This window comes from Marinobacter lipolyticus SM19, assembly GCF_000397065.2.
In the GTDB taxonomy this organism is placed as follows: Bacteria; Pseudomonadota; Gammaproteobacteria; order Pseudomonadales; family Oleiphilaceae; genus Marinobacter; species Marinobacter lipolyticus.
On record NZ_KE007306.1, the window covers coordinates 1,065,790 to 1,088,933 of the forward strand.

25 protein-coding genes and 1 other RNA gene are annotated in these 23,144 nt (G+C 57.3%); 18 read left to right on the forward strand and 8 right to left on the reverse strand.

Features of this window, described 5'->3' with window-relative positions; translation table 11 throughout:
• Nucleotides 1-21: 21 nt before the first annotated feature.
• On the reverse strand, nucleotides 22-621 hold the full coding sequence (locus MARLIPOL_RS04885) for a UPF0149 family protein (RefSeq protein ID WP_012136980.1): 600 nt from the start codon (nucleotides 619-621) through the stop codon (nucleotides 22-24).
• Nucleotides 622-760: 139 nt separating this feature from the next.
• Between MARLIPOL_RS04885 and MARLIPOL_RS04890 the strand changes: the two genes are divergently transcribed.
• Nucleotides 761-1,345: a ZrgA family zinc uptake protein gene (locus MARLIPOL_RS04890; RefSeq protein ID WP_012136981.1), complete on the forward strand. Its 585-nt coding sequence runs from the start codon at nucleotides 761-763 to the stop codon at nucleotides 1,343-1,345.
• 23 nt (nucleotides 1,346-1,368) lie between these two features.
• Here MARLIPOL_RS04890 and MARLIPOL_RS04895 read toward each other — a convergent pair whose 3' ends face one another.
• Complete coding sequence (locus MARLIPOL_RS04895; protein ID WP_228677583.1) at nucleotides 1,369-1,770, reverse strand: DUF3299 domain-containing protein; 402 nt, start codon at nucleotides 1,768-1,770, stop codon at nucleotides 1,369-1,371.
• Nucleotides 1,771-1,965: 195 nt separating this feature from the next.
• Here MARLIPOL_RS04895 and MARLIPOL_RS04900 point away from each other — a divergent pair, with 195 nt between their 5' ends.
• The 6 genes from MARLIPOL_RS04900 (at nucleotide 1,966) to MARLIPOL_RS04920 (ending at nucleotide 5,441) form a co-directional block, all read left to right on the forward strand.
• Nucleotides 1,966-2,679 (forward strand): ABC transporter ATP-binding protein, encoded by a 714-nt coding sequence (locus tag MARLIPOL_RS04900; protein WP_012136983.1) that lies wholly within the window; start codon nucleotides 1,966-1,968, stop codon nucleotides 2,677-2,679.
• Nucleotides 2,676-3,950 carry an ABC transporter permease gene (locus MARLIPOL_RS04905; RefSeq protein WP_012136984.1) on the forward strand — a complete coding sequence of 425 codons (1,275 nt, stop codon included), beginning with the start codon at nucleotides 2,676-2,678 and terminating at the stop codon, nucleotides 3,948-3,950. The genes MARLIPOL_RS04900 and MARLIPOL_RS04905 overlap by 4 nt, the downstream gene beginning before the upstream one ends.
• 102 nt (nucleotides 3,951-4,052) lie before the next feature.
• A complete protein-coding gene (locus MARLIPOL_RS04910; protein ID WP_012136985.1) occupies nucleotides 4,053-4,259 on the forward strand; it encodes a TIGR02449 family protein in 207 nt (68 codons plus the stop codon).
• Complete coding sequence (locus tag MARLIPOL_RS04915; protein ID WP_012136986.1) at nucleotides 4,259-4,558, forward strand: cell division protein ZapA; 300 nt, start codon at nucleotides 4,259-4,261, stop codon at nucleotides 4,556-4,558. The genes MARLIPOL_RS04910 and MARLIPOL_RS04915 overlap by 1 nt, the downstream gene beginning before the upstream one ends.
• A gap of 65 nt (nucleotides 4,559-4,623) precedes the next feature.
• A non-coding RNA gene (gene ssrS, locus MARLIPOL_RS18255) (6S RNA) lies at nucleotides 4,624-4,804 on the forward strand.
• Between the two features lie 4 nt (nucleotides 4,805-4,808).
• Complete coding sequence (locus MARLIPOL_RS04920) at nucleotides 4,809-5,441, forward strand: 5-formyltetrahydrofolate cyclo-ligase (RefSeq protein ID WP_012136987.1); 633 nt, start codon at nucleotides 4,809-4,811, stop codon at nucleotides 5,439-5,441.
• Here the strand turns inward: MARLIPOL_RS04920 and MARLIPOL_RS18630 are convergent.
• Complete coding sequence (locus tag MARLIPOL_RS18630) at nucleotides 5,438-5,608, reverse strand: hypothetical protein (RefSeq protein WP_012136988.1); 171 nt, start codon at nucleotides 5,606-5,608, stop codon at nucleotides 5,438-5,440. The two genes, MARLIPOL_RS04920 and MARLIPOL_RS18630, sit on opposite strands and share 4 nt — an antisense overlap.
• Nucleotides 5,609-5,812: 204 nt before the next feature.
• Nucleotides 5,813-7,345 carry a threonine ammonia-lyase, biosynthetic gene (ilvA, locus tag MARLIPOL_RS04925; RefSeq protein WP_012136989.1) on the reverse strand — a complete coding sequence of 511 codons (1,533 nt, stop codon included), beginning with the start codon at nucleotides 7,343-7,345 and terminating at the stop codon, nucleotides 5,813-5,815.
• A gap of 138 nt (nucleotides 7,346-7,483) precedes the next feature.
• Between ilvA and rpiA the strand changes: the two genes are divergently transcribed.
• The 3 genes from rpiA (at nucleotide 7,484) to ppa (ending at nucleotide 10,052) form a co-directional block, all read left to right on the forward strand.
• Entirely contained in the window at nucleotides 7,484-8,164 is a 681-nt protein-coding gene (gene rpiA, locus MARLIPOL_RS04930; protein ID WP_012136990.1) for a ribose-5-phosphate isomerase RpiA, read from the forward strand.
• A 124-nt stretch (nucleotides 8,165-8,288) separates the two neighbouring features.
• Complete coding sequence (locus MARLIPOL_RS04935; RefSeq protein WP_012136991.1) at nucleotides 8,289-9,428, forward strand: acyl-CoA dehydrogenase family protein; 1,140 nt, start codon at nucleotides 8,289-8,291, stop codon at nucleotides 9,426-9,428.
• A gap of 96 nt (nucleotides 9,429-9,524) precedes the next feature.
• Nucleotides 9,525-10,052: an inorganic diphosphatase gene (gene ppa, locus MARLIPOL_RS04940; RefSeq protein WP_012136992.1), complete on the forward strand. Its 528-nt coding sequence runs from the start codon at nucleotides 9,525-9,527 to the stop codon at nucleotides 10,050-10,052.
• 85 nt (nucleotides 10,053-10,137) lie between these two features.
• On the opposite strand, the gene MARLIPOL_RS04945 is transcribed toward ppa, so the two are convergent.
• Both MARLIPOL_RS04945 and MARLIPOL_RS04950 read right to left on the reverse strand, forming a co-directional pair.
• The gene (locus tag MARLIPOL_RS04945) at nucleotides 10,138-11,190 is read right to left on the reverse strand and encodes a DUF2333 family protein (RefSeq protein WP_012136993.1); all 1,053 of its coding nucleotides are present in this window, start codon (nucleotides 11,188-11,190) and stop codon (nucleotides 10,138-10,140) included.
• Nucleotides 11,191-11,208: 18 nt separating this feature from the next.
• Nucleotides 11,209-13,203: a bifunctional diguanylate cyclase/phosphodiesterase gene (locus MARLIPOL_RS04950; protein ID WP_012136994.1), complete on the reverse strand. Its 1,995-nt coding sequence runs from the start codon at nucleotides 13,201-13,203 to the stop codon at nucleotides 11,209-11,211.
• Between the two features lie 198 nt (nucleotides 13,204-13,401).
• Here MARLIPOL_RS04950 and MARLIPOL_RS04955 point away from each other — a divergent pair, with 198 nt between their 5' ends.
• Entirely contained in the window at nucleotides 13,402-15,015 is a 1,614-nt protein-coding gene (locus MARLIPOL_RS04955; RefSeq protein WP_012136995.1) for a diguanylate cyclase, read from the forward strand.
• Between the two features lie 7 nt (nucleotides 15,016-15,022).
• On the opposite strand, the gene MARLIPOL_RS04960 is transcribed toward MARLIPOL_RS04955, so the two are convergent.
• Together MARLIPOL_RS04960 and MARLIPOL_RS04965 are read right to left on the reverse strand one after the other, a co-directional pair.
• Nucleotides 15,023-16,015: a DUF6976 family protein gene (locus tag MARLIPOL_RS04960; protein WP_012136996.1), complete on the reverse strand. Its 993-nt coding sequence runs from the start codon at nucleotides 16,013-16,015 to the stop codon at nucleotides 15,023-15,025.
• Nucleotides 16,008-16,736, reverse strand: a complete 729-nt coding sequence (locus MARLIPOL_RS04965; protein WP_012136997.1) for a hypothetical protein — start codon at nucleotides 16,734-16,736, stop codon at nucleotides 16,008-16,010. Before MARLIPOL_RS04965 ends, MARLIPOL_RS04960 begins: the two co-directional genes overlap by 8 nt.
• A gap of 342 nt (nucleotides 16,737-17,078) precedes the next feature.
• Here MARLIPOL_RS04965 and aroQ point away from each other — a divergent pair, with 342 nt between their 5' ends.
• The 7 genes from aroQ to fis all read left to right on the forward strand — a co-directional run bounded on the left by aroQ (nucleotide 17,079) and on the right by fis (nucleotide 23,127).
• Nucleotides 17,079-17,519, forward strand: coding sequence for a type II 3-dehydroquinate dehydratase (gene aroQ, locus MARLIPOL_RS04970; RefSeq protein WP_012136998.1), 441 nt, complete (start codon nucleotides 17,079-17,081; stop codon nucleotides 17,517-17,519).
• A 29-nt stretch (nucleotides 17,520-17,548) separates the two neighbouring features.
• A complete protein-coding gene (gene accB / locus MARLIPOL_RS04975; protein WP_012136999.1) occupies nucleotides 17,549-18,016 on the forward strand; it encodes an acetyl-CoA carboxylase biotin carboxyl carrier protein in 468 nt (155 codons plus the stop codon).
• 18 nt (nucleotides 18,017-18,034) lie between these two features.
• Nucleotides 18,035-19,381, forward strand: coding sequence for an acetyl-CoA carboxylase biotin carboxylase subunit (accC, locus tag MARLIPOL_RS04980; protein ID WP_036190746.1), 1,347 nt, complete (start codon nucleotides 18,035-18,037; stop codon nucleotides 19,379-19,381).
• Between the two features lie 7 nt (nucleotides 19,382-19,388).
• Complete coding sequence (gene prmA, locus MARLIPOL_RS04985; protein ID WP_012137001.1) at nucleotides 19,389-20,285, forward strand: 50S ribosomal protein L11 methyltransferase; 897 nt, start codon at nucleotides 19,389-19,391, stop codon at nucleotides 20,283-20,285.
• A 62-nt stretch (nucleotides 20,286-20,347) separates the two neighbouring features.
• On the forward strand, nucleotides 20,348-21,598 hold the full coding sequence (locus MARLIPOL_RS04990; protein WP_012137002.1) for a DUF3426 domain-containing protein: 1,251 nt from the start codon (nucleotides 20,348-20,350) through the stop codon (nucleotides 21,596-21,598).
• A 216-nt stretch (nucleotides 21,599-21,814) separates the two neighbouring features.
• A complete protein-coding gene (dusB, locus tag MARLIPOL_RS04995; protein ID WP_012137003.1) occupies nucleotides 21,815-22,813 on the forward strand; it encodes a tRNA dihydrouridine synthase DusB in 999 nt (332 codons plus the stop codon).
• On the forward strand, nucleotides 22,810-23,127 hold the full coding sequence (gene fis / locus MARLIPOL_RS05000; protein ID WP_012137004.1) for a DNA-binding transcriptional regulator Fis: 318 nt from the start codon (nucleotides 22,810-22,812) through the stop codon (nucleotides 23,125-23,127). Before dusB ends, fis begins: the two co-directional genes overlap by 4 nt.
• Nucleotides 23,128-23,144 lie beyond the last annotated feature (17 nt).

Consider the following 23,144-nt stretch of genomic DNA (forward strand, 5'->3'; position numbering starts at 1 on the left):
CTCCCGCAGGCAAGTACCTGCTCAGTGCAGTGTCGGAGTATCCGTGGCCGGTTTTTCAGGCGGGTTGAATTCGGTGAACACCGCCAGTGCTCCCAGACGCACGTATTCAACAATTTCCATCAGTTGTTGCTCACTCTCGTCGTCCGCTTGCTCGTCCTCGGACACCTGGCTGATGGCCACCATGTCTTCGATCAGTTCGCGGATTTCATCCGGCGCCTGACCCAGGGACTCACCGGCTGACAACGCCATGCCCTCAAGGAATCCGCGCACCCAGGAAGTAAGCGCCTCCAGACGCTGGTCAATGGCATAGTCATCGTCCGGCAGCAACGGATGGAAACTCATGTCCGTGGCTTTCAGCAACGTCAGGGTCTGATCGTAGGCTGCCTGCATGAACCCCTTCAGTTCATCAGACTCTTCAGCTGCAGTATCCGGCAGCCCCATATGTTCACAGACCATGGCCAGCCATTCAGATTCATCAATACGAGCACCAGCGGCCAGCCGTCCACAAAGGACGCCATGAAGCTCGGAAGGGTGGCTGAAGGCTTTATGTGCGGTGAAGACGTTGGCCCAACGCTCAAACTCGGCGGCGCGAGCAGCACCTGAGGTGTCGGTTTCTGACATGAAACGGAACTGTCCTGTATGACTGGATTTAAGGATCTATCCTAGCATCCGGGCGCTCCGAAGGCACTCGCCCTCTTGATTCAGGACGCGAGATGATCAATTATGTTATAACATATCAAAATACGAGAGACTCGAAGCCATGCACAGCAACAATCCCCACGCCCTGCCAAAGACGGCCCTATACCTTGGGATAGCTGCCCTGTTGGTGGCTGGTTCGGCCGACGCCGGCGAAAATCCGGGCGCTCATCGCCATGGCTATGGGCATCTGCAAATGGCCGTTCAGGACGACAATATTGATCTGTTTTTTACCTCTCCGGCCTACAATGTCGTCGGGTTCGAACGACAGGCAAAAACCCCGGAAGAAGAAACCAGAATGGCGGAGATTTCAGATTGGCTCGGCAACAATCCGCTGATAGATACCGTCCCTGGCTCCTGCGTTGTCATGGCGGGTGCGGTTCATCATACCGGTCCGGCAAGTCAGCCTGACGATGATCCTCACCGACACGACGAACACCACCATGACTCGGAGGAAGAAGGCCACCGTGAATACGAAGTCTCACAACAACTGGCATGCAAAGCACTAGCAACCGGCCAGACGTTCTCGAGCCCGCTAAAGGTCAGGTTTACAAACCTTGAAGTACTGACGGTGGAATGGGTTGGCGGAGCCGGACAGGGCAGCATCCGCCTTGGCGCGCACGAATCCACATTCCAGTTGGGCCAATAAAAAAAGGGGGAGGCGCACCAGCTTTACTGCTGGTAGCGCTCCACCTTCTCAGCGACCACTGAATAAGACGATTTGGCAATATCGTTTTCGGTACGCTCAACGGTCAATGTACCTTCGACCCAGACCGGATCGTAAAGCGCCTCAAGGGTAAATCCCTCTTTGTACTTTACATGGATGATCTGGTTCGGAGGTGGCGGCGGAACGTGGATACAGGCACCGTAATAGGGCACCAGGAAGAACTCGAGGATACGCATATCCTCGGTGGTTTTCAGAGGCACGACGAAACCGGGAATCTTTCCGGAAACCCCATCCATCTCGGGCACCACACGGCCGGTCATGATCTCGTCCGGCAACATAGGCGGGCCATCTCCCTCATGAACGATTTCTGGCATACTCTCCAGCAAATTCAGGTCTTCTGCCGGCATCAGTTCGAGCCAGTCAATTTCCCGATCGGCTGCGGAGGCCACACTCAGGAATCCTGCCAGGAAAATGGTAACGCCACCCCGAAACGTACAGCGGGCAAACACAGAGAAAACTGAACACATACGTGCAGCCAAGAACATAAAACGCCTACCTATGGATTTGTGGGCAAATCATACACCGAATCAGCGCAAGCGCACATGACCAAGCAGACACCCTCACAGACCATATGTTCCGAAGGCAACCAGTGCGCCGTTACAACCAGTGGCTTGGGCTATCAATGGCCCCACAGCAACGTCGAGCTGCAATTTCCGGATATCACCCTGAAACGCGGTGAGCATCTGTTCATCAAGGGGCCCAGTGGCAGCGGGAAAAGCACACTCCTGAGCCTGCTGGCCGGCATGTTACGCCCCACATCTGGCACGGTTTCACTGCTGGGAGAGGACATCACCCCCTTGACCAATGGACAGCGGGACCGATTTCGCGCCGACCACATGGGCGTTATTTTCCAGCAATTCAACCTGGTGCCCTACCTCACTACGCTGGGCAATGTCACCCTGCCATGTCGCCTGTCGACCAAGCGGCACCAACGTGCCAAACCGGAACCCCCGCAGGAAGCCGAGGGACTGCTGGCCGACCTGGCGATTCCGAAAAGCCACTGGCACCAGCCAGTTACCCGCCTCAGTGTGGGCCAGCAACAACGTGTAGCGGCCGCCCGCGCGCTGATTGGCCACCCCGAGCTGATCCTTGCCGACGAGCCCACCTCGGCACTGGATACCGACAACCGCGACCGGTTTATTGAACTGCTTCTGACTCTGGGGCAAAGAGCAGGCTCCTCGGTCATATTTGTCAGCCACGACCAGAGCCTGGCTACCCACTTTGACCACGAACTCTTTCTGGAGGCGCGGTCATGAAGGCCCATCTTGCGCTTTCCCTGGCCTGGGCCAGTCTGTGGCACCGGCGCTGCGTGCTCGCCCTGGTGACCCTGACCCTGACCCTCAGCGTGACGCTGTTGCTGGGTGTTCAGTACCTGCGCACCGAAGTACGTCAGTCTTTCACCAACACCATCTCGGGCACGGATCTGATCGTCGGTGCCCGTAGCGGGCAACTGAATCTTCTACTCTATACGGTATTCCACATCGGCGATGCCACCAACAATATCCGCTGGTCCACCTATCAGGGGCTGACCGGAGACAGCCGAATTGACTGGACGGTTCCGCTGTCCCTGGGCGACAGCTACCGCGGCCATCGCGTTGTCGGCACGGATACCGGCTTTATCGAACACTTCCGGTACGGTCGCGACCAGGCTCTCTCGCTGAGTCACGGGCGATGGTTTGATGATGTCTTCGATGTTGTACTTGGTGCGGAAGTCGCCCGCAAACACAACCACTCCCTGGATGACAAACTGATCCTGTCCCACGGTGGCGGTCGCACCAGCTTCTCCAACCACAAGGACACGCCTTTCAGTGTCACCGGTGTTCTGGCACCCACAGGGACACCGGTGGATCAGGCTGTCTACATCAGCCTGGAAGGTATGGAAGCCATGCACATCGGCTGGGAGTCCGGGGTGGCAATCCCGGGCAGAACCTTATCGCCGGAGCAGGCCAGGGAGCGCAATCTGACCCCCGATGCCATTACGGCGGCGCTGGTGGGTATCGAACGAAAAGTGATGACGTTTCAGGTGCAGCGCCAGATCAACGAATCCCGGGCGGAGCCGCTGTCTGCCGTGCTGCCCGGTGTGGCCCTGAGTGAACTGTGGCGCATCATGGGACAGTTTGAGCGCGCTCTGCTGGGCATTACCGGCTTTGTGGTGGTCATCAGCCTGATCGGCCTGGTCGCTGTTCTGTTGACGTTACAGGCCCAGCGCAGCCGTGAGATTGCCATTCTCCGCGCCACCGGCGCCTCGCCGGGGCTGGTCGCCGCGCTGCACGTCATCGAATGCATGTTCCTCGCCGTCATTGCCTGCCTGCTGGCGCTATTGCTCGGTAGCGGCGGGCTGACGCTGCTCACCCCCTGGCTGCTGGAGCATTATGGGATACAGATCAGCCTGCGCCCCCTGGCGGCACCGGAATGGATCATTCTTGGCAGTGTACCGGTCACGGCGGCCGTCGTGGGCCTGATCCCGGCACTGCAGGCGTGGCGACAAGGCCGGCGTCAGGGGCTCAGTCACGGCGCCGATGAGTGACAGTTGTCACGCATCCGAGGCCATGACAACCCTGTAAATTGACCGGGTTGCAGTCCACACTTATAGTTACTTGCATCTATAACCACAGGCGTTGACGCAATCATGGAACAGTCCGAACTACAGGCATTGGCGGACAAACTGGACAAGCTCATTGAACGCTGCCGCAAACTGGAAAGGGATAACGCTGCACTCAGGGAACTGCAGGATGACTGGAACCGGGAGCGCGCGCAGTTAATGCACAAGAACGATCTTGCCAAAAACAAGATCGAAGCCATGATCGGCCGCCTACGGGCCCTGGAGCACCACTAATGGCACAACAGCAGCCCACCACGGTTGAAGTTAAGATCCTCGACAAGGAATACCTGGTTGCCTGTCCCGAGGAAGCGCGCGAGGCATTGATTCAGTCCGCCCACCACCTCGACAGCAAAATGCGTGAGATCCGTGCCAGCGGCAAAGTGTTCGGTACCGAGCGTATCGCGGTTATGGCAGCACTGAACATCACCCACGATTTACTTGAGCGCGACACCATGTCCGACACCGCCAGCTCTATTCTGGAGGCTATGGAGAGCAAGCTTGATTCTGCCCTGGGGGAATCCTCCGGCCAATAGATCTTTGTCTCCTGTCCGGATTCAGGTGTTGCAATCGGCCCCGCTGATGCCCGTATAATGTAGTTAACTTCCTGGGCTGTTCGCAGGTCGGATACGTCCTCGAGCCGATGCGCACTACCCAGGTGGCTACTTCAGGGCATTGTGAGCACGTCCCCCGAGGGGGAAAGCCTAATATGTCACAGCGGCCACCGACCTTGAACTTTGGGTTCAAGGGCCACATCCGATAAACGGCAGCTCGGGAAGCTTTATTTTGAGTCAGATTATTGCCCCCCAACCGTTTGAAGCACATCCTGATACACGGTCACGTAGCGCCCTTCGCAAAGCGCTCCGCTACGAACGACGGTCCCTGAATCCCGAACAGCAGCAGCGCGCCGCGGAAAATCTCGCCCTGAACCTGCTGGGCAATCCGGATCTACACCGGGCACGACACATAGCGGTGTACCTGCCCAACGATGGCGAAATTGATCCCCACACCTACATCTCGGCAGCACGCCGCAAAGGCATTCACTTCTATCTGCCAGTTCTACACCCCATCCATCAGGGCAGACTGGTTTTCAGCCCCTATTACGATGGAGTACAACTGGCCGCCAACCGTTTCGGCATTCCTGAACCCCCGTTTCACACAGGCACACGGCGTCCGCCATGGGCACTGGATGCGGTTCTGTTTCCACTGGTGGGGTTTGATGAATCGGGTGGGCGACTGGGAATGGGGGGAGGCTTCTATGACCGGACGTTCGCTTTTACCAGGCTTCGGCCACGACTGGCGCCCAAGCTGATAGGCATTGCCCATGATTTCCAGAAAGTGCCGGAATTACCCGTTGAGCCATGGGATGTGCCGTTGCACAGTGTGGTCACGGACCGGCGCTGTTATCGGGTTCGCTAGCGGTTGTCGCCAAGGGCAACATTTTCCAGGACCGCGCCACTGGCCACGGCACGTGCGCTGGCACTCTGCTTTTCTTCAGAAGCGTGCAGTGAAGTAAAACCGGTGATCACAAGGCCAACTGCAAAAATCAGCACAACGGCCCGGATGGCGTCAGGCTTGCGTTCCATTAGGCGTTTCTCCAACTCCTGAAAAAGTAAAAACTCGAAAAATCAGTGGACTATTATTGCTTTTTAAGAATTAGACGAAAGACTAACACGCATCTCGATATTTACAATTTTTGACAGGTTAAAATTTTGTAAGGCGGGCGACAAAAACGCCTGACGAAATGAACCAAGCTAAAATTTCCCCCGCACACCCCTCACTCCGAAGTCTCAGGTCTGACCGTTCCCGGCCCCCAGAAACAGCTGATAAGCCTCATTATCCGTCATGTCCTCATAACGGAAGCCAACCTTATCCAGCATCAACTCGAAGTCCGCCAGGTCCTCGTCGTCCACCTGAGCACCCAGCAGTACCCGGCTATAGGCCGCACCGTGGTTGCGATAGTGGAACAGGGAGATATTCCAACGCGTACCCAGAGACATCAGGAACTTCAGCAGCGCGCCCGGGCGCTCCGGGAACTGGAACTGGTAGACCTTCTCATTGGTCACTGAGGGTGCGTGGCCACCAACCATATGGCGAATGTGCTGCTTGGCGAATTCGCTGTCGGTCAGGTCTACCACGGAATAGCCAGCCTCCCGCAAGTCCTGCACCAGCTCATCCCGCCCCAGACCACCGGCCTGGATCTGAATGCCCACGAAGATGGTGGCCTTCTTGCTGTCAGCGTAGCGATAGTTGAACTCGGTGATGCTGCGCTTGTGTAGCGCGTTAATAAAAGTCTTGAAGGCACCTGGCTTCTCGGGAATGGTCACCGCCAGAATCGCTTCACGCTTTTCACCGATCTCGGTACGTTCGGAGACATAGCGCAGACGATCAAAATTCATATTGGCGCCACTGAGTGTCACCGCCATGTTTTCCCCTTCGATCTTCTCGCGCTCGATGTACTTCTTCACGCCGGCAACGCCAAGGGCACCCGCCGGTTCGGCGATGGAACGGGTATCCTCAAAGATGTCCTTGATAGCCGCACAGATTTCGTCGGTGGAGACCGTGATCACCTCGTCCACATGGTCCTTGCAGATTTCCCACGGGTACGCACCGATCTGTTTGACCGCAACCCCGTCAGCGAAGATCCCGACTTCATCCAGCACCACCCTTTCACCAGCCTTCATGGCGGCCTGCAGGCAGTTGGAATCCTCCGGCTCCACCCCGATCACCTTGATCTCGGGGCGCAGATACTTGATATAGGCCGCCATACCGGCAATCAGTCCGCCACCGCCCACGCAGATAAAGACTGCATGCAAGGGCTTGGTGAATTGCCACATGAGCTCCATGGCCACCGTACCCTGCCCGGCAATTACGTCCGGATCATCGTAGGGAGGGATGTAGGTGTAGCCATGCTTCTTGATCAGCTCCTGGGCATGGGCCGCCGCTTCGTCAAAGGCATCGCCCTTGAGTACCACCTTCGCGCCATGGTCCCGCACCGAACGCACCTTGATATCCGGAGTGGTCTGCGGCATCACAATGACTGACTTGATGCCCAGGTTCTTGGCCGCCAGGGCCACACCCTGGGCATGGTTACCAGCGGATGCGCAGATCACCCCTTTGGCTTTCTGTTCCTCGGAAAGCTGTGCAATCCGGTTGTACGCGCCGCGAATCTTGAAGGAAAACACCGGCTGGAGATCTTCACGCTTGAGATAAATCTGGTTATTAAAGCGTTTGGAGAGGCTGCGCGCCTCTGTCAGCGGCGTCTCGATAGCCACATCGTACACCCGGGCATCGAGAATTTTCTTGATATAGCGTTGCGGCATGGGTCCGTCCGGAAGTCAGGGAGATTCATGGGAAAAACGTACAGTGTAGAAACTTTGGTCGCCCTCCGTCTATAAGCGGTGACACCAGAAGGCTATAATAGCGCCAAACGTATTCACTTACCCAACCGGAGTCCTTCCATGACCCAGGACGAACTGAAAAAAGCCGTTGCCAGGGCCGCACTGGATTACATTGCCCCCCGCCTTGATAGCGACAGCGTTATTGGTGTGGGCACAGGCAGCACCGCCAATTTCTTTATCGACCTGTTGGCGGACATCCGCAATGAATTCGATGGCGCCGTTGCCAGTTCCGATGCCACCGCTGAGCGCCTGAAAGGCCATGGCATCCCCGTTTACGACCTCAACAGCGTCAGTGAGCTGGAGTTCTATGTGGACGGTGCAGATGAGACCAACGAACACCTGGAACTGATCAAGGGCGGCGGTGGCGCGCTTACTCGTGAAAAGATCGTGGCGGCGGTTGCCAAGACCTTTATCTGCATTGCCGACGAGTCCAAGCTGGTTGGCACCCTCGGGACCTTCCCACTACCGGTCGAAGTTATCCCCATGGCCCGCAGCCATGTCGGCCGTGAAATTGTCCGCCTCGGCGGCGACCCTGTCTATCGGGAAGGCTTCACCACTGACAACGGCAATATCATCCTGGACATACACAACATGGACATTTCCCGCCCCATTCAGGTTGAAGAGAAGCTGAACCAGATTGTCGGGGTCGTCACCAACGGACTGTTCGCCCGTCGTCCGGCGGATCTGTTGTTGCTGGGCACCAGCAGCGGCGTGAAAAGCATCCCACGCCAGGGGAGCTAACCTCCTTCAGCAGAGCTTTCTGGCAATTCAGGCCAGCCAGCCCCGGTCCATACCAAGCGCTTGCTTGGTATCCACAATTGAGCGACACTGCCTCCCAAGGTTTCCGATCATTGGGAGGTTTTCCGTGTCCGATTACTTCAACGATATTCATGAACAGGCCCGCCTGAGCGCCCGCAAGTTTATTGCCACCCACGTCCTTCCCCACATTGACGACTGGGAAGAAACCGGTGAATTTCCTCGCGACCTCTACAGGAAGGCCGGCGACGCCGGGTTGCTCGGCATTGGATTTCCCGAAGCCCTCGGGGGCACTGGAGAGGGCGATGTATTCCTGAAGGTCGCCGTCTCCGAGGAATTGATGCGTTCCACCTCGGGCGGCCTGGTGGCCAGCCTCGGCTCCCTGGACATCGGTCTGCCTCCCGTCGCCAAGTGGGCGAAGCCGGAAGTTCGCGAGCAGGTTGTTCCTCCGGTGCTGCGCGGTGAAAAGATTGCCGCACTCGCCGTCACCGAGCCCGGTGGAGGCTCCGACGTCGCCAACTTAAAGACCCGTGCCGTCCGTGATGGGGACCATTACATCGTCAATGGCAGCAAGACCTTCATCACCAGCGGTATGCGCGCGGACCACTACACCGTTGCCGTTCGCACCGGAGGTGAGGGGCACGGCGGCATCAGTCTGCTGCTGATCGACCGCGACATGCCGGGTTTTTCCACCGGCAAGAAGCTGCGAAAAATGGGCTGGTGGGCCAGCGACACGGCAGAACTGTTCTTCGAGGACTGCCGGGTACCTGCCAACCGCCTGATCGGCGCCGAGAACGCCGGCTTCATTGCCATCATGAGCAACTTTCTCGCCGAACGCCTGATGCTGTCCATCATGGCCTACACGACCGCCGATATTGCTCTGGAGGCCTCCCTGGCTTATGCCAAACAACGCCAGGCTTTCGGCCGCTCCATTGACCGATTCCAGGTAACCCGCCACAAACTGGTGGACATGGCCACCCAGGTGGATATCGCACGGGAGTACACCTATCGCTGTGCCGCCCTGATGCAGGCTGGAAAAAACCCCGTCAAACAGGTGGCCATGGCGAAGAATTTTGCGGTGGAAGTGTGTGAAAAAGTCACCCGCGAGGCGGTCCAGATTCACGGCGGAATGGGCTATATGCGGGAGTCCGTGGTTGAGCGCCTGTACCGGGATGCCAAGATTCTGTCCATCGGCGGCGGCACCGACGAAATCATGAAGGAACTGATCGCCAAGCAAATGCGACTTTGACGAGAGACCAACGTTTAGTTTCGATCCACAACAGAGTCCCGTATAATTGCGCCCACTTTTTAAACGCAGTTAAACGTACCTCAGGAAGGATTGCTCATGAACTTCGACAACATCCCGGCAGGCAAGAACCCGCCAGAAGACATCTACGTCGCCATTGAAATCCCGTGCAATAGCTCGCCGGTCAAGTACGAGCTGGACAAGGACATGGGCGCGCTGCTGGTTGACCGGTTCATGGCCACCCCCATGTTCTACCCGGCCAACTACGGCTTCATCCCCCACACCCTGGCTGACGACGGCGACCCCCTCGATGTACTGGTAGTCACCCCATACCCGATACAGGCCGGCTCGGTCATTCGCTGCCGTCCTGTTGGCGTTTTGAACATGGAAGACGAAGCCGGTGGTGATGCCAAACTGGTCGCGGTGCCTCACGACAAGCTGACGACTTCTTATCATGACGTTAAGGAAATCGACGACCTGCCCGAGCTGTTGCGGGATCAGATCCAGCACTTCTTCGAGAACTACAAGACTCTGGAGCCGGGCAAGTGGGTCAAGGTACAGGGTTGGGGCAATGCTGAAGAAGCCAAAAAGGCTATCGTTGAGTCGGTGAACGCCTACAAAGGCTGAACACCGCACTTCCATAAAAAAACCGGGCCATGACAGCCCGGTTTTTTTATGCCTGAATCATTGCCGGTTACCGGCAAACGTGACATCAGCCACGGGACAGCAGATCCCGCATATCACTGATCGCGGCGCTAGCACGCGACAGATACGCCGCCATGGTCAGAGAGTGATTGGCCAGCACCCCAAAACCACTGCCGTTCAGAATCACCGGACTCCACATGGAGCCCTGGGCACCTTCCAGTTCGATGATGATCTGCTTCACACTGGCCATCGCGTTCTTGTCGTTCAGTACTTTGCGGAAATCGACCTCAATGGCGTGGAAGATGTGCAACAGGGCCCAGGAACTGCCGCGCGCTTCATAAAACACGTTATCTATCTGGGTCCATGGCGTCTTGACTTCCTCCCCGGAAGCTTCTTCGGCCAATGGATCATCAGGGTTAAGGTTTGCTACCGCCTCCGATACAGAGGCCTTGCCCACACTCTCGCCCAGGGTACGTGACAGACTGCCGAGCCGGGTTTCAAGATCCGCCAGCCAGTTATTCAGGTTGTCTGCGCGGGCAAAGAACTGGGCTGAGGGCTGATCCCGGCGCGATAGTCGGTCCAGGTAGCGATACAGCGCTTCGATGCCCCGACGGTATTCCGCCTCGGTGGAGGGAATGGCCCAGCTGCCACTGTCGAAGTGGAACTGGGGTTCAGCGACGATCAGGTCCGGATCTTCCGCCGATTGGCTCTGGGACCGGCTGATGTCCTTACGCATCGCACGGGACAGATCGCGTAGTTGAACCAGCGCGCCGTACTCCCAGCTTGGCATGTTGTCCAGCCACAACCCGGGAGGGAAAATATCATTGGAGATATAGCCACCGGGCTTGTCCAGCAGGGTTTCTGCCACACGGATCATGGTCACAGTGGTGGCAAACCCGGCAACCGGCTCCCGGTCCATTTCAGATGCGACAGTACGGGTATGCTCCCGCACCGAGAAGGTGTCCGGCTCACTGCTCCAGAACATGCCCAGCACCACCGCTACCAGTAGATACACACCCAGTACAATGAGGATGAATTTACCAATCACACCACTTCCATCGGTGTAATCCTGTACATCGTCCTTACGATCCCTGAAATACTGTCTGATTCTACCCGGCATCGGTTATTCAACCCCCTGTCAGTTATCGTTATCCGCCTGGAACGGCCGGCCCAGATGATAGCCCATCGCACCATCCACACCTAATGCACACAACACGTCGTATTCTTTGGCGGTTTCCACACCCGTGGCGAACACTTTCACCCCTCGACTGTGGGCGATGGCCACCACAGACTCCAGATAAAAGCGGTTTTCTTCATGACTATCGATACCATGAATAAAGCTGTTATCAATACGAAGCCCCTGGAACCTCAGATTCCTCAGGTAGCTGAAAGGCACGCCGCCAACCCCGAAGCGGTCCACCAGCACCGCCACATCGAGTCGATTCAGCGCCCGTACCAGCAAGCCAACCGCCGTCCGGTGATGGTGCACGGTTTGCTCCGAAATACCAACCCAGAGGCGTTTCCGCGATGGCCCGGCCGATTCCAGGCACTCGATCAGGTCTTGCCGGAAGGAATCGCTGGCCACGGATGACGCCCCCAGAGTCAACGCCAGACTCGCCTGGGGTTGTCTTTCAAGCAGAACAAGGGCATGACGCACCACCAACTGATCAATTTCCGCGATCATCCCGAAGCGCTCGGCAATCGGCACAAACACAGCAGCCCTGAGCTCCCCTTCATCACTTTCAATGCGCGAGAAAACCTGATGATAGACCAGATGGCCATTGCCGTTGACCACCATGGGCTGAAGCCACAACGATAACTGATCGTGATCAATGGCCCAGCGTATGATGGCACGCCAGGTTTCAAGATTATGGTGGCCATCACGCTCAGGGTCCGCCGCCTGACAATCAGTCTGGGGCCTGGTCTGTGCCTGTCGCAACGCCTCATCGGCGGCAACCATCAGCTCCCTGGCGTTCCGGTCTTCCAGCGCCTGGGCCACACCTCCGTGAACCATCACATCCATGGGCGATGCCCGATCAGCGTATACACCATCCAGCTCTTCCAGAAGTTGATGGCACCAGACAATGCCATCCGCCTGTGTAACGCCCGGTAAAAAAATCGCAAACTCGGCACCACTTCGGCGACCTGCAAATGCCCCTGTATGGTCCCGCACAAACTGGTTGATAACGCCGGCAATGCTCAGCAGTAAACGATCGGCTTCACTGCGACCATAGGTCGTGTTGTACAAAGTAAAGTCGTCCAGCTGTATCAGGAACAACACCCCCGGAGCAGCACGCTCCTCCGACTCCACCTCAACTTTCAGGCGTTGATCGAATGCACTCCGGCTCGCCAGCCCGGTGACAGTGTCCTCATTGCTGACCCGTCGCAAATGCTGAATCAGTTTCGCCTGCCCCTCGAACAGCGCACCGAGGTCATCCGCCATCTGGTTCATCGCACGGGTGACCTGGTTCAGGTCACGGGTGGAATTAACGTCGACACGTTTGCGGAAATCTCTACGGCCCAACGCCTCAGCCTGTTTTTCAAGCGCTTTCAGCGGCTTGAGCAGTCTTCTCACCATCCAGAACAACAGCAACAGGCCGACAGTACCAACCACCATGGTTCCGCCGATCATCCCTATGGTCACATGCCAGAGATCACGATAGGCACGTCCCGGATGACTGACAACTTCGACATACCCCAGGCGGGACCACCCCCGAACCACTTCCGCCCGCCCCACTGGCAAAGGCAAATCCGCCAAGGTTACAAACCAGGATGGCACCCCAGCACCGGACACGGTTGTTTGTCGCCCCGCCACCCATTCGCCCGAGTGGTCGAAGTACACCATCGACAGGTAACGTCCGCTATCGAACACCGAGTCAATCAGGGATTCGGAAGCAACCGGATCACGTCCATCAATAGCATTGGACAGCGACAGCCCCACCGCAGTGGCGCCATCACGGGCATGCCCTTCCAGTTGATCTGACACGTAGTCCCGGAAACGATCAAAGCTGAAGGCAAGACTGGCCAGCAGAATCAGCAATAGCAGGCTGCCGGTATAAAGCAACAGCAGAGAACGAAGGGAAATCAGACCCCTCTGGCGAAAAGGCAAAGCTAGAGACTGCATCCGTGCCATAACTGGCGGCCTCCGGGACCCGTCGGGTCCTGAAAAATGAGGTCCTGCCGGGCCCCTGATGTGATCTGCCCCGCAGAGTTGACAAACATTTACACAGCATGATCTACGCCGACAACATTAAACACTATAGACTCTGTGAAGGACTCGTGTCCCGGAGAGGGGCGACACTATAACGAGAAAAAGACAGGTCGGATTGCAATGAACGACGAAAGCCAGAAAGAGAAACTCAGGCAGCACTTTGCCCGCCGCGTAACAACTCAGGCACGAGTGGTGCTCGACACCTGGCAGAAAATTCATGGTAACAACCAGCAATCTGCCGCCTTTCGTGAAGACTTCGCCACTGCCACGGACAAGCTGGTTCGCTATGCCCTGCGTTTTGAGATGGCCGGCCATTCCGATGCCGGCAAAAAGGTGCTCACGCTCCTTGAGAGCTGGCCGACTGGCGAGAATCTTCCGGACGCTCTCGAGCGGCAACTGCAGGATGCCATCGAACTGCTGTCTCGCAACACGCTCCGCCGTACCGATAAAAACACATCGGACGCGCCCCAACAATTCCGCCGGACGCCGGTTTATATTGCTCTCGCCAATGATGAAATGGCCAGGCGGCTAATCCGGCAGCTGGAATTTTTCGGTTTCCGGGCCTCGGCCTTCAGTGACGCGGACCAGCTCATTGAGGCCTGCGCCCTGCACAAGCCCGAAACCATCCTGATGGATGTCAATTTCGGCGGCAGGGCCAACACCGGAATCGCCACCATCGAGTGCCTGCAGGAACGCCATGACACCCCCATTCCCGTCATATTCAAGAGTGATGAGGATGGCACGATCGAAACCCGCCTGCGGGCCTCCCGTTGCGGGGGTGAAGAGTTCTTCTATCCGGCGGTCGACCCCGGCCAACTGATTGAGAAAATCGAAAGTTACACCCATGGCAACACGGTTGAGCCCTACCGGGTACTGGTACTGGACGATTCCCGCGCCCAGGCCAAGTTCATGGAAACGGTCCTCAAAAAGGCTGGCATGACGGCCCATATCATTACCGACCCGATGCAGATCATTCATGCGCTTGAAGAGTTCTCACCGGAAATCATCGTCCTCGACATGTACATGCCCGGATGCACCGGTATGGAGATCGCCCGGGTGATCCGCCAGCAGGACAAACTGCACAGCGTCCCCATTATCTACCTGTCCGCCGAGGAGGATGTCTCCAAGCAGCTGCACGCTATGAGCCTGGGGGGAGACGACTTCCTGACCAAGCCCATTGACCCCAAACATCTGGTCGCCACCATCCACAACCGCGGACGACGCGCCCGCTCACTGCTGGCCCTGATGATTCGCGACAGCCTCACCGGTCTGTTCAACCATACCCACACTCTCCACCTGCTGGACCAGGAAATTGCTCGCGCAAAGCAGAAGGATCAACCTATGTGCTTTGCGATGATCGACATCGACTACTTCAAGAAAGTGAACGACACCTTTGGCCACCCAATCGGTGACCGGGTGTTACGCAGCCTGTCCATGTTTCTCAAGCAGCGCCTGCGCAAGAGCGACCATATAGGACGCTATGGTGGAGAGGAGTTTGCCATCATTCTGCCCGACACCCGGGAGAGCGATGCCCGCAATGTGCTCAATGAGATCCGTGAACGCTTCTCTGAACTGCAGCAGCCTGCTGGAGATCGGGACTTCAATGTCACTTTCAGTTGCGGTGTTGCAGCCTGGACGGGCGACAGTTCACAGAGTTTGTGTGAGCGGGCTGATCGAGCGCTGTACAAGTCCAAGGAGCTTGGCAGAAACTGCGTAACAGCGGCGACAGACTGACGCCGGGTCAGTCACGCTCCAGAGTCAGATAGACCGCCGTCTGATTCAGCAACTGATAAGCGACCTCACCAAAGGTGATCGGCCCCGTCAATTGCGCAGTGCGCTGCCCTTCCAGGTTCGAGTACAGGTAATTCAGTATGCAGTTGCAGCTGAACAGGATCTCACCGGGATCTTCAGGCATGGCGGCCAGAAAAGCCTCAGGATAATGGGCTACTGGTTTGGCGAACCGATAGCACACACCCTCGAAAACCGGAGCATAGAATCTGACTGCCCGGGCCTGTGCATCCACCGCCTGAATACTGACATTAACCAGTGCCCCGCAGTAATCGGCCACCAGGGGCCAGCGACTGTCGATGCCGGACGCCTGTATGGTATCCGCCAGGTTGCCTGGTCGCCCATCAATCAGGCAATCCTCGGTGGAAAAGTCTGTGGCGGCAAATTCCAGCCCTGGCCCATCGCCCGCTTCAAATAGATTGACCGTGTGCACGGAAACGGATTCACGCTCTGGCAACTGGACGTGCATCACCACGGCCCGGTCAGTGAACAGGTCACCGGTGCGTCCGTCGACCACGGCAGCACCGACCTGTTCCAGTTCGTCCAAGTGAACACCAGCCACCCACCCCACTATGGGCTTGATGAACATATCGAAGTAAGTTGGCGCATACCGCGCATAGTCTTCCAGCACGCGGCTGCCGGCGGGCAGGATAATGAGGGAGTAACCATGCTCCGGGGCATCCTCCAGGACATGGGGAAGGTGGTCACCGTCATAGTTCCCGATCGACGCGTCACTGCCATGAAGACACTGGACGAACACATAATCACGGCTGCACAGGCCACCCTGACTGGCGACAAAGTAGGGTGTAGTGCCGCCAATCCAGTTGCCTGGAGGCAACTTAAGCAACAACTCCCTATCACCAGCGATACAAAGTGCCCTGCCGCTGCTGATCAGCTCCGCAGCCTGGTCCGGCGTCATCAATCCTTCTCGGGAAGCGTCACTCATAACTCACCGCCTCCGCCTGGCTGCGGAATTTGTCCAGCTGGGCAATCTCATCACCGAGCTGATTTTCGTGTCTGATAAAGAAGCGCCTGACCGCATTGACCCGTATGATTTTCGCGTCCTCGCTGGCCAGCCTTGCAAACTCCTGACGCGTCCGTGCCAGCAGCAATTTCAGGCCAAGCATATTGGCGTGGAATGGCTGATCTGACTCCAGCAGATTAAACCAGACCGGATCACCCGTGGCAGGAATGGATTGCCGCGCCTGTTCCGCGTCCTCCTCAGCAGACATCTGTGCCGCCAACTTGTCGCCAGCACCGGAAAACTGTCCCTCGCTGATCGCATGGCGGATCTGCCAGGCAAGGTAAACATCAATGCCCAACAATTCACAAACCTGGCGGTACCCCAGGCCAGCCTGGAGACAATCAATCACACGTCGCGCCAGACCATGGGTGTAATCCTTTCCCACACTGCCCAGAAACGGCAGCGGCTCATTGGCGATGCCCCCTTCATCTGGCAACGTGGCATGGATGTATGTCTTGTAAGCACCCACGTTGACGTGCCGCCAACGCCACTTGTGTTGCTCAAATGGCGATCGACCGAACCAGGGTTTGCCAGTGGTCAGGTAGGCATGCAGCTCCTGACTTTGAACGTCCACCCGCACCCGGGAAATGTCCCAGGGCTCCTGTAACACCAGCAGTCTTTTGCATAGTTCGGTGTCTCGCATGAGTTCTCCCTGCTCCGGTAGTATCGGAAAACCAGAGTCTGGCACCACACAGAAAAGGTAAAAAGAGCACTTCCGCTGCAGATCGACACCACTTCAGTCGTAAACCTATCTTGTTAGACGATGGTCTAAAAGGACTGCCAAACCGTTGGAAATGAAACAAACGTCTTATGGACGTCTGGCCGGCACCCTCCGACAATGATTCGCAATGTGGGACTTATCCGCTGTCACAGTCTGAACGTTGAAATGTATTGATCCGAAAGCCATGAGAACGCACCATGAATGGAAAATGACGCCATTTTCGGCGATCCTGTAGCAAATAATGGAAACAAGGCACGTATCATCATGTCGACTATACTCGTACTCCATGGCCCCAACCTGAACATGTTGGGCACCCGGGAACCGGAGCTGTATGGCCGTGAGACCCTGGCGGATATTGACGACCGGCTTCACCACCAGGCGGCACAACAGGGTCATCACCTGCTCCACCTGCAGTCCAACGCGGAGTATGAGCTGATTGAACGGATCCATGATGCACGTAATGAAGGCGTGGATTTCATTATTATCAACCCGGCGGCGTTTACCCACACCAGTGTGGCCCTGAGGGACGCCTTGCTGGCATCGGGCATTCCCTTTATCGAGGTGCATCTTTCCAATGTGTATGCGCGGGAAGCATTCCGCCATCACTCCTATTTTTCCGATATCGCCGAAGGCGTTATCTGCGGGCTGGGCAGCCAGGGGTACGACCTCGCGCTTCAGGCGGCCCTGCAGCGAATTCACCGATAGATCACAGACAACACGGGACTTAACTGACTATGGACATTCGTAAGATCAAGAAGCTGATTGAGCTCCTGGAGGAATCCGACGTTGAGGAGCTGGAGATTCACGAAGGAGATGACTCTGTTCGCATCTCCCGTCGCGGTGAACAGGCTGTCAGCACACAGTACATGGCCCACTACCCGGCGCCAGCACCTGCACCACAGCCAGCCCCGGCCGCTGAGGCTCCGGCAGCGGCAGCCAGCGAGAGCAGCGCACCTGCCGCGCCCTCCGGTCATACCGTCAACTCACCCATGGTCGGCACCTTCTATCGCTCACCCTCACCAACGGCCAAGGCCTTTGTGGAAGTGGGCCAGCAGGTCAAGGCCGGCGATGTCGTCTGCATCGTTGAAGCAATGAAGATGATGAACCAGATCGAAGCAGACAAGAGCGGCACCGTCACCGAAATTCTGGTGGAGAATGGTCAGCCGGTAGAGTTCGACCAGCCTCTGGTCGCCATTTCCTGAACTCGGTGATTGCACATCATGGCTATGTTAGAAAAAGTTCTGATCGCAAACCGGGGAGAGATTGCACTCCGCATCCTGCGCGCCTGTAAAGAGCTGGGGATCAAAACCGTTGCCATTCACTCCCAGGTGGACCGCGACCTGATGCACGTGCGCCTTGCGGATGAATCCGTGTGCATTGGGCCTAACAGCCCGGTGGACAGCTATCTGAACATCCCGACCATTATCAGTGCGGCGGAAGTGACGGATTCCGTGGGCATTCATCCGGGCTATGGCTTTCTTGCCGAGAATGCCGACTTCGCTGAACAGGTTGAAAAAAGCGGCTTCCGCTTCATAGGGCCGCGCGCCGAGACCATCCGCCTGATGGGCAACAAGGTGTCAGCCATCAACGCCATGATCCGGGCGGGCGTACCCACGGTACCCGGTTCCGATGGTCCGCTGACCGACGACGATGAGCGCACTCTGCGCATTGCCCGTGAGATCGGCTACCCGGTGATGATCAAAGCGGCATCCGGCGGCGGTGGCCGTGGCATGCAGGTAGTCCACTCGGAAGCGGCACTGCTCAAGGGTGTCCAGATTACCCAGAGCGAAGCCCGCAACGCGTTTGGCGACCCGACCGTCTACCTGGAGAAATTCCTGGAAAGACCACGGCACGTGGAAGTGCAGGTGCTGGCCGACATGCACGGCAACTGCATCCACCTGGGAGACCGCGACTGCTCCATGCAGCGCCGCAACCAGAAGGTCATTGAAGAGGCACCGGCTCCGAACATCAATCCGGAATCCCGCGAGCGGACCCTCAAGGCCTGCGTCGACGCCTGTAAGGAAATCGGCTATGTGGGTGCTGGTACATTCGAATTCCTGTACCAGGACGGCGAGTTCTTTTTCATCGAGATGAACACGCGGGTCCAGGTGGAACACCCGGTCTCCGAGATGGTCACCGGTGTGGACATCGTGCGCGAACAGCTCCGTATTGCCAGCGGCCTGCCCCTGCAATACACCCAGGAAGACATCCGCATTTCCGGCCACGCCCTGGAATGCCGGATCAACGCCGAAGATCCCAAGACGTTCGTACCCAGCCCGGGCAAGGTCAAACACTTCCATGCCCCCGGCGGCAACGGCATCCGGGTCGATTCGCACCTGTACAGCGGTTACACGGTGCCCCCGTACTACGATTCCCTGGTAGCAAAGCTCATCACCTGGGGTGATGACCGGGAAATCGCTCGCCGGCGTATGAAGAACGCTCTGGATGAACTGGTTGTCGAAGGCATCAAGACCAATCAACCCCTGCATCGAAAACTGGTACGCGATGGTGGCTTTAAACAGGTAGACTTCACCATCCATTACCTGGAAAAACTGATGCGGGATTGAATCAAACATGCCCTGGATACAACTACAGATCCCGGCTGATCCGGACAACGCGGATCAGCTGGAAGATCTGCTCATGGAGATGGGTGCCGAAGCCGTCTCCATGGAAGACGCAGCCGACCAACCGTTATACGAGCCGGATCCCGGCACCACCCCGCTGTGGCACCAAACCAGTGTCACTGGCCTGTTCGATTCCGAACGGGACATTGAACAGCTGCGTGCGGCGATCACCGATGCCTGGCACCAGCAGACCCAACAGTCCTTGCCAGAGATTGCGGTGACCCTGGTGGAAGACAAGGACTGGGAGCGCGCCTGGATGGACGACTTTCAGCCTTTGCAGTTTGGCGAACGGCTGTGGATTGTTCCCAGCTGGCACGACGCTCCCGACCCTGAAGCCGCCAACCTGATGCTCGACCCCGGTCTGGCATTTGGCACCGGCACCCATCCCACCACCGCAATGTGCCTGCAGTGGCTGGACGGTCAGGACGTGCAGGGCAAACAGGTCATCGATTACGGTTGCGGCTCAGGCATTCTTGGCCTGGCAGCGTTGTTATTGGGCGCCGATCACGTTATCGGTGTCGACACAGATCCCCAGGCACTGGAGGCCAGCCGCGACAATGCCCAGCGCAACGGCGTCGAGAACAGCCGCCTGGACCTGTATCTGCCGGAGAGTGAGCCCGACACCCGGGCGGACATCATGCTGGCCAACATTCTGGCCCAGCCCCTGATCGGACTGGCACCGCATCTGGCTGCGCGGGTCAAACCCGGCGGCGACCTGGTGTTGTCCGGCATTCTGTCCAACCAGGCACGCGAAGTCATGGAGGCCTATGAGCCCTGGTTTGTGATGGATGAACCCGAGCAACAGGAAGAGTGGATCCGGCTCACAGGACGACGCAACGACAGGTGACGAATCCACTGTGAACGACTAAACTCCGTGACTCGTAGCGAAGTCGCTTTCAGGAACAAAGCATGACCCAGAGCAGCCTGCAGACACGATGCCCCAATTGCGATACCCGGTTCCGGGTAACGGATGAGCAACTCAGCATTGCCAAAGGCAAAGTGCGCTGCGGAAACTGCATGGAAGTCTTCAATGCAGTCGATCACCAGGTGAAGCCCACTGCTGCGCCGGCGACGCCATCGCAACCCAGCCCGACCGCTACTCCGGATAAGGAATCCGCCGACTCCGCCAGCGGATTCTCCGCTGATGATGATTTTGTCTTCGCCGACAATCCGGAAGAGGACGCAGAGGAAGGTCGATATGCCGGTTCCCGGATGACGTTCTCCGACGACGAACTCAGTGACAGCTTTCGCTCCGTAGAAAAAAAATCCGCGTCGGAATTCGACGCCGAAGATGATTCTACCAACGACAATATCGATGAAAGCTGGGCCGAAGCCATGCTGGCCGACGATGATATCAGCGGAGGGCATAATGGCTTGTCGGCTACTCGAGAGCCCGAACCCCGGGAAACTCCTGACAACGAGCCACAACCCGAAATCGAACCGTCAGTCTGGTCAGATACAGAGACCGGGAAGTGGAACGATCAGCCCCCACCCGAGGATGCGCTGACCGACAGCCACCTTGCCCTGGAGCCAGGCAGTGGTGACGTTCAAGAGCAAATGACTGCCGCAAAGCCCGAGGCAGCTGAAGCCGAAGCAGAGGAGCCATTGACCACGCACCAATTCTACAGTGACCTTCGGCGGGAACCTGTCTCCGTTCATCGCAGCTCAGGCGGGCGAGTGCGCACGATACTATGGAGCCTGGTCGTGTTGGCACTGATTGGTGTGTTGGTGGCACAGGTCACCTGGTTTCAGTTTGACCGCCTGTCAGCCATCCCTGAACTGAGGCCTTTTTACGAAAAAGGCTGTGAATTGGCAGGCTGTGAACTCACCCCCCTGATCGACGTCGACGCCATCCAGAGTCGCAAACTGGTCGTTCGGACTGACCCGAACAATCGTAGCCAGCTGCTGGTGGAAGCGGTGATCATCAACCGGGCAACCTTTTCCCAACCTTTCCCCGCCATCGCCCTCACCTTCTCCAACCTGAACGGAGACGTGGTTGCCCAGAGCGTATTTACACCGGACGAATACATTGCCGGTGACGGTCAGGAATTGGCAGCCATGCCAATGGACACACCGGTGCGCATCGCGATCAGTATTCGGGATCCCGGCAGGGATGCGGTCAACTACAACATCGCCTTCCGAGCCTACAACCCGCAGTAAGCCAGCATTCACTTATCAATCACGTCGGACCGCCACCGAATAGACTAAAAGTCAACCAGAAAGCACGAAAAATAATCAACTTTTTCACTGCTTTGCCCCTTCAATCGCTGGCGTCCCGGCGGTATCATTACCGCCCTTCGGATCAGGATCGGTTACTTATTGAGCAATCGTTCCACTCCGAGTCTTGCTCAATCCGCTGTGACACGGACTCAGATCATGCTGCCAACGGCAAAAATCGGGCCGTACACGTTGCCCAACCCGCTGATTGTCGCCCCCATGGCGGGTGTGACGGATCGCCCCTTCCGCCTGCTATGCCGGAATATGGGCGCCGGGCTGGCCGTATCGGAAATGGTCATAGCGGACAGCAAGCTCTGGCACACGCGTAAATCCAGAACCCGTATGGACCATGCGGGCGAACCGGAACCCAGATCGGTTCAGATTGCCGGTGGCGATCCCGAAATGCTGGCCCACGCCGCGAAACTGAATGCCGAGTACGGTGCCCAGATCATCGATATCAATATGGGTTGCCCGGCGAAGAAAGTCTGTAACAAAGCGGCGGGTTCCGCGCTGATGAAGGACGAGTGTCTGGTCAGGGAGATACTGGAGGCTGTGGTCGCCGCCGTGGATATCCCGGTCACGCTGAAGATGAGAACTGGCTGGGACCGGGAGCATCGTAACGCACCCTTGATCGCACGCATGGCAGAAGATGCAGGCATTCAGGCGCTGGCGGTTCACGGCCGCACCCGGAAGGACGCCTACAAAGGCGACGCCGAGTACGACACCATCGCGGAAGTAAAATCCCGTGTCAGCATACCGGTGTTTGCCAACGGTGATGTCACTTCCCCGGAGAAGGCAAAACAGGTGCTCCAGTACACCGGTGCCGACGGTCTGTTGATTGGCCGGGCAGCTCAGGGCCGGCCCTGGATCTTTCGGGAAATCCTGCATTTCCTGGAGACCGGAAAACATCTTCCGGTACCTCCGCTGGCTGAGGTGGAACAGATCCTGACACAGCACCTGGATGCCCTGCACCGGTTTTACGGTGAATTTATGGGTGTGCGCATTGCCAGAAAACATGTGGGCTGGTATCTCCAGTCCCACGACGAGAGCAGACAGTTCCGCAAACGCTTCAACGCCCTGGACGAAGCGGCGGAGCAAAGAGACAGTATTCAACAGTACTTTGCAGGCTTACGAAATGGAGAGGTATTCGCAGCATGACCGCTGAGACTTTGGCAAACGACAACCTGAGCACATCGGCCAACGATGACATTCATCAGTTGCAGACGGTAAACGGCAGCGGCAACAGCGTCACCCTGCGTGACAGCGTCGAAGTTGCCCTGACGAACTACTTCGCACAACTGGACGGAGCTCCAGTCACGGAGGTATACCAATTGGTGCTGTCCGAAGTGGAGGCACCCCTGTTGGAGCAGGTGATGAAATACACCCGCAACAACCAGACCAAGGCTTCCACCATGCTTGGCCTGAATCGCGGCACACTGCGCAAAAAGCTTAAGCAATACGGTCTGCTATAATCCAGACACCCTGACTT

Coding starts and splice junctions, on each gene's coding strand:
- MARLIPOL_RS04885 (WP_012136980.1), bottom strand. CDS start 621: ATGTCAGAAACCGACACCTCAGGTGCTGCTCGCGCCGCCGAGTTTGAG.
- MARLIPOL_RS04890 (WP_012136981.1), top strand. CDS start 761: ATGCACAGCAACAATCCCCACGCCCTGCCAAAGACGGCCCTATACCTT.
- MARLIPOL_RS04895 (WP_228677583.1), bottom strand. CDS start 1,770: ATGCCGGCAGAAGACCTGAATTTGCTGGAGAGTATGCCAGAAATCGTT.
- MARLIPOL_RS04900 (WP_012136983.1), top strand. CDS start 1,966: ATGACCAAGCAGACACCCTCACAGACCATATGTTCCGAAGGCAACCAG.
- MARLIPOL_RS04905 (WP_012136984.1), top strand. CDS start 2,676: ATGAAGGCCCATCTTGCGCTTTCCCTGGCCTGGGCCAGTCTGTGGCAC.
- MARLIPOL_RS04910 (WP_012136985.1), top strand. CDS start 4,053: ATGGAACAGTCCGAACTACAGGCATTGGCGGACAAACTGGACAAGCTC.
- MARLIPOL_RS04915 (WP_012136986.1), top strand. CDS start 4,259: ATGGCACAACAGCAGCCCACCACGGTTGAAGTTAAGATCCTCGACAAG.
- MARLIPOL_RS18630 (WP_012136988.1), bottom strand. CDS start 5,608: ATGGAACGCAAGCCTGACGCCATCCGGGCCGTTGTGCTGATTTTTGCA.
- ilvA (WP_012136989.1), bottom strand. CDS start 7,345: ATGCCGCAACGCTATATCAAGAAAATTCTCGATGCCCGGGTGTACGAT.
- rpiA (WP_012136990.1), top strand. CDS start 7,484: ATGACCCAGGACGAACTGAAAAAAGCCGTTGCCAGGGCCGCACTGGAT.
- ppa (WP_012136992.1), top strand. CDS start 9,525: ATGAACTTCGACAACATCCCGGCAGGCAAGAACCCGCCAGAAGACATC.
- MARLIPOL_RS04945 (WP_012136993.1), bottom strand. CDS start 11,190: ATGCCGGGTAGAATCAGACAGTATTTCAGGGATCGTAAGGACGATGTA.
- MARLIPOL_RS04950 (WP_012136994.1), bottom strand. CDS start 13,203: ATGGCACGGATGCAGTCTCTAGCTTTGCCTTTTCGCCAGAGGGGTCTG.
- MARLIPOL_RS04955 (WP_012136995.1), top strand. CDS start 13,402: ATGAACGACGAAAGCCAGAAAGAGAAACTCAGGCAGCACTTTGCCCGC.
- MARLIPOL_RS04960 (WP_012136996.1), bottom strand. CDS start 16,015: ATGAGTGACGCTTCCCGAGAAGGATTGATGACGCCGGACCAGGCTGCG.
- MARLIPOL_RS04965 (WP_012136997.1), bottom strand. CDS start 16,736: ATGCGAGACACCGAACTATGCAAAAGACTGCTGGTGTTACAGGAGCCC.
- aroQ (WP_012136998.1), top strand. CDS start 17,079: ATGTCGACTATACTCGTACTCCATGGCCCCAACCTGAACATGTTGGGC.
- accB (WP_012136999.1), top strand. CDS start 17,549: ATGGACATTCGTAAGATCAAGAAGCTGATTGAGCTCCTGGAGGAATCC.
- accC (WP_036190746.1), top strand. CDS start 18,035: ATGGCTATGTTAGAAAAAGTTCTGATCGCAAACCGGGGAGAGATTGCA.
- prmA (WP_012137001.1), top strand. CDS start 19,389: ATGCCCTGGATACAACTACAGATCCCGGCTGATCCGGACAACGCGGAT.
- MARLIPOL_RS04990 (WP_012137002.1), top strand. CDS start 20,348: ATGACCCAGAGCAGCCTGCAGACACGATGCCCCAATTGCGATACCCGG.
- dusB (WP_012137003.1), top strand. CDS start 21,815: ATGCTGCCAACGGCAAAAATCGGGCCGTACACGTTGCCCAACCCGCTG.
- fis (WP_012137004.1), top strand. CDS start 22,810: ATGACCGCTGAGACTTTGGCAAACGACAACCTGAGCACATCGGCCAAC.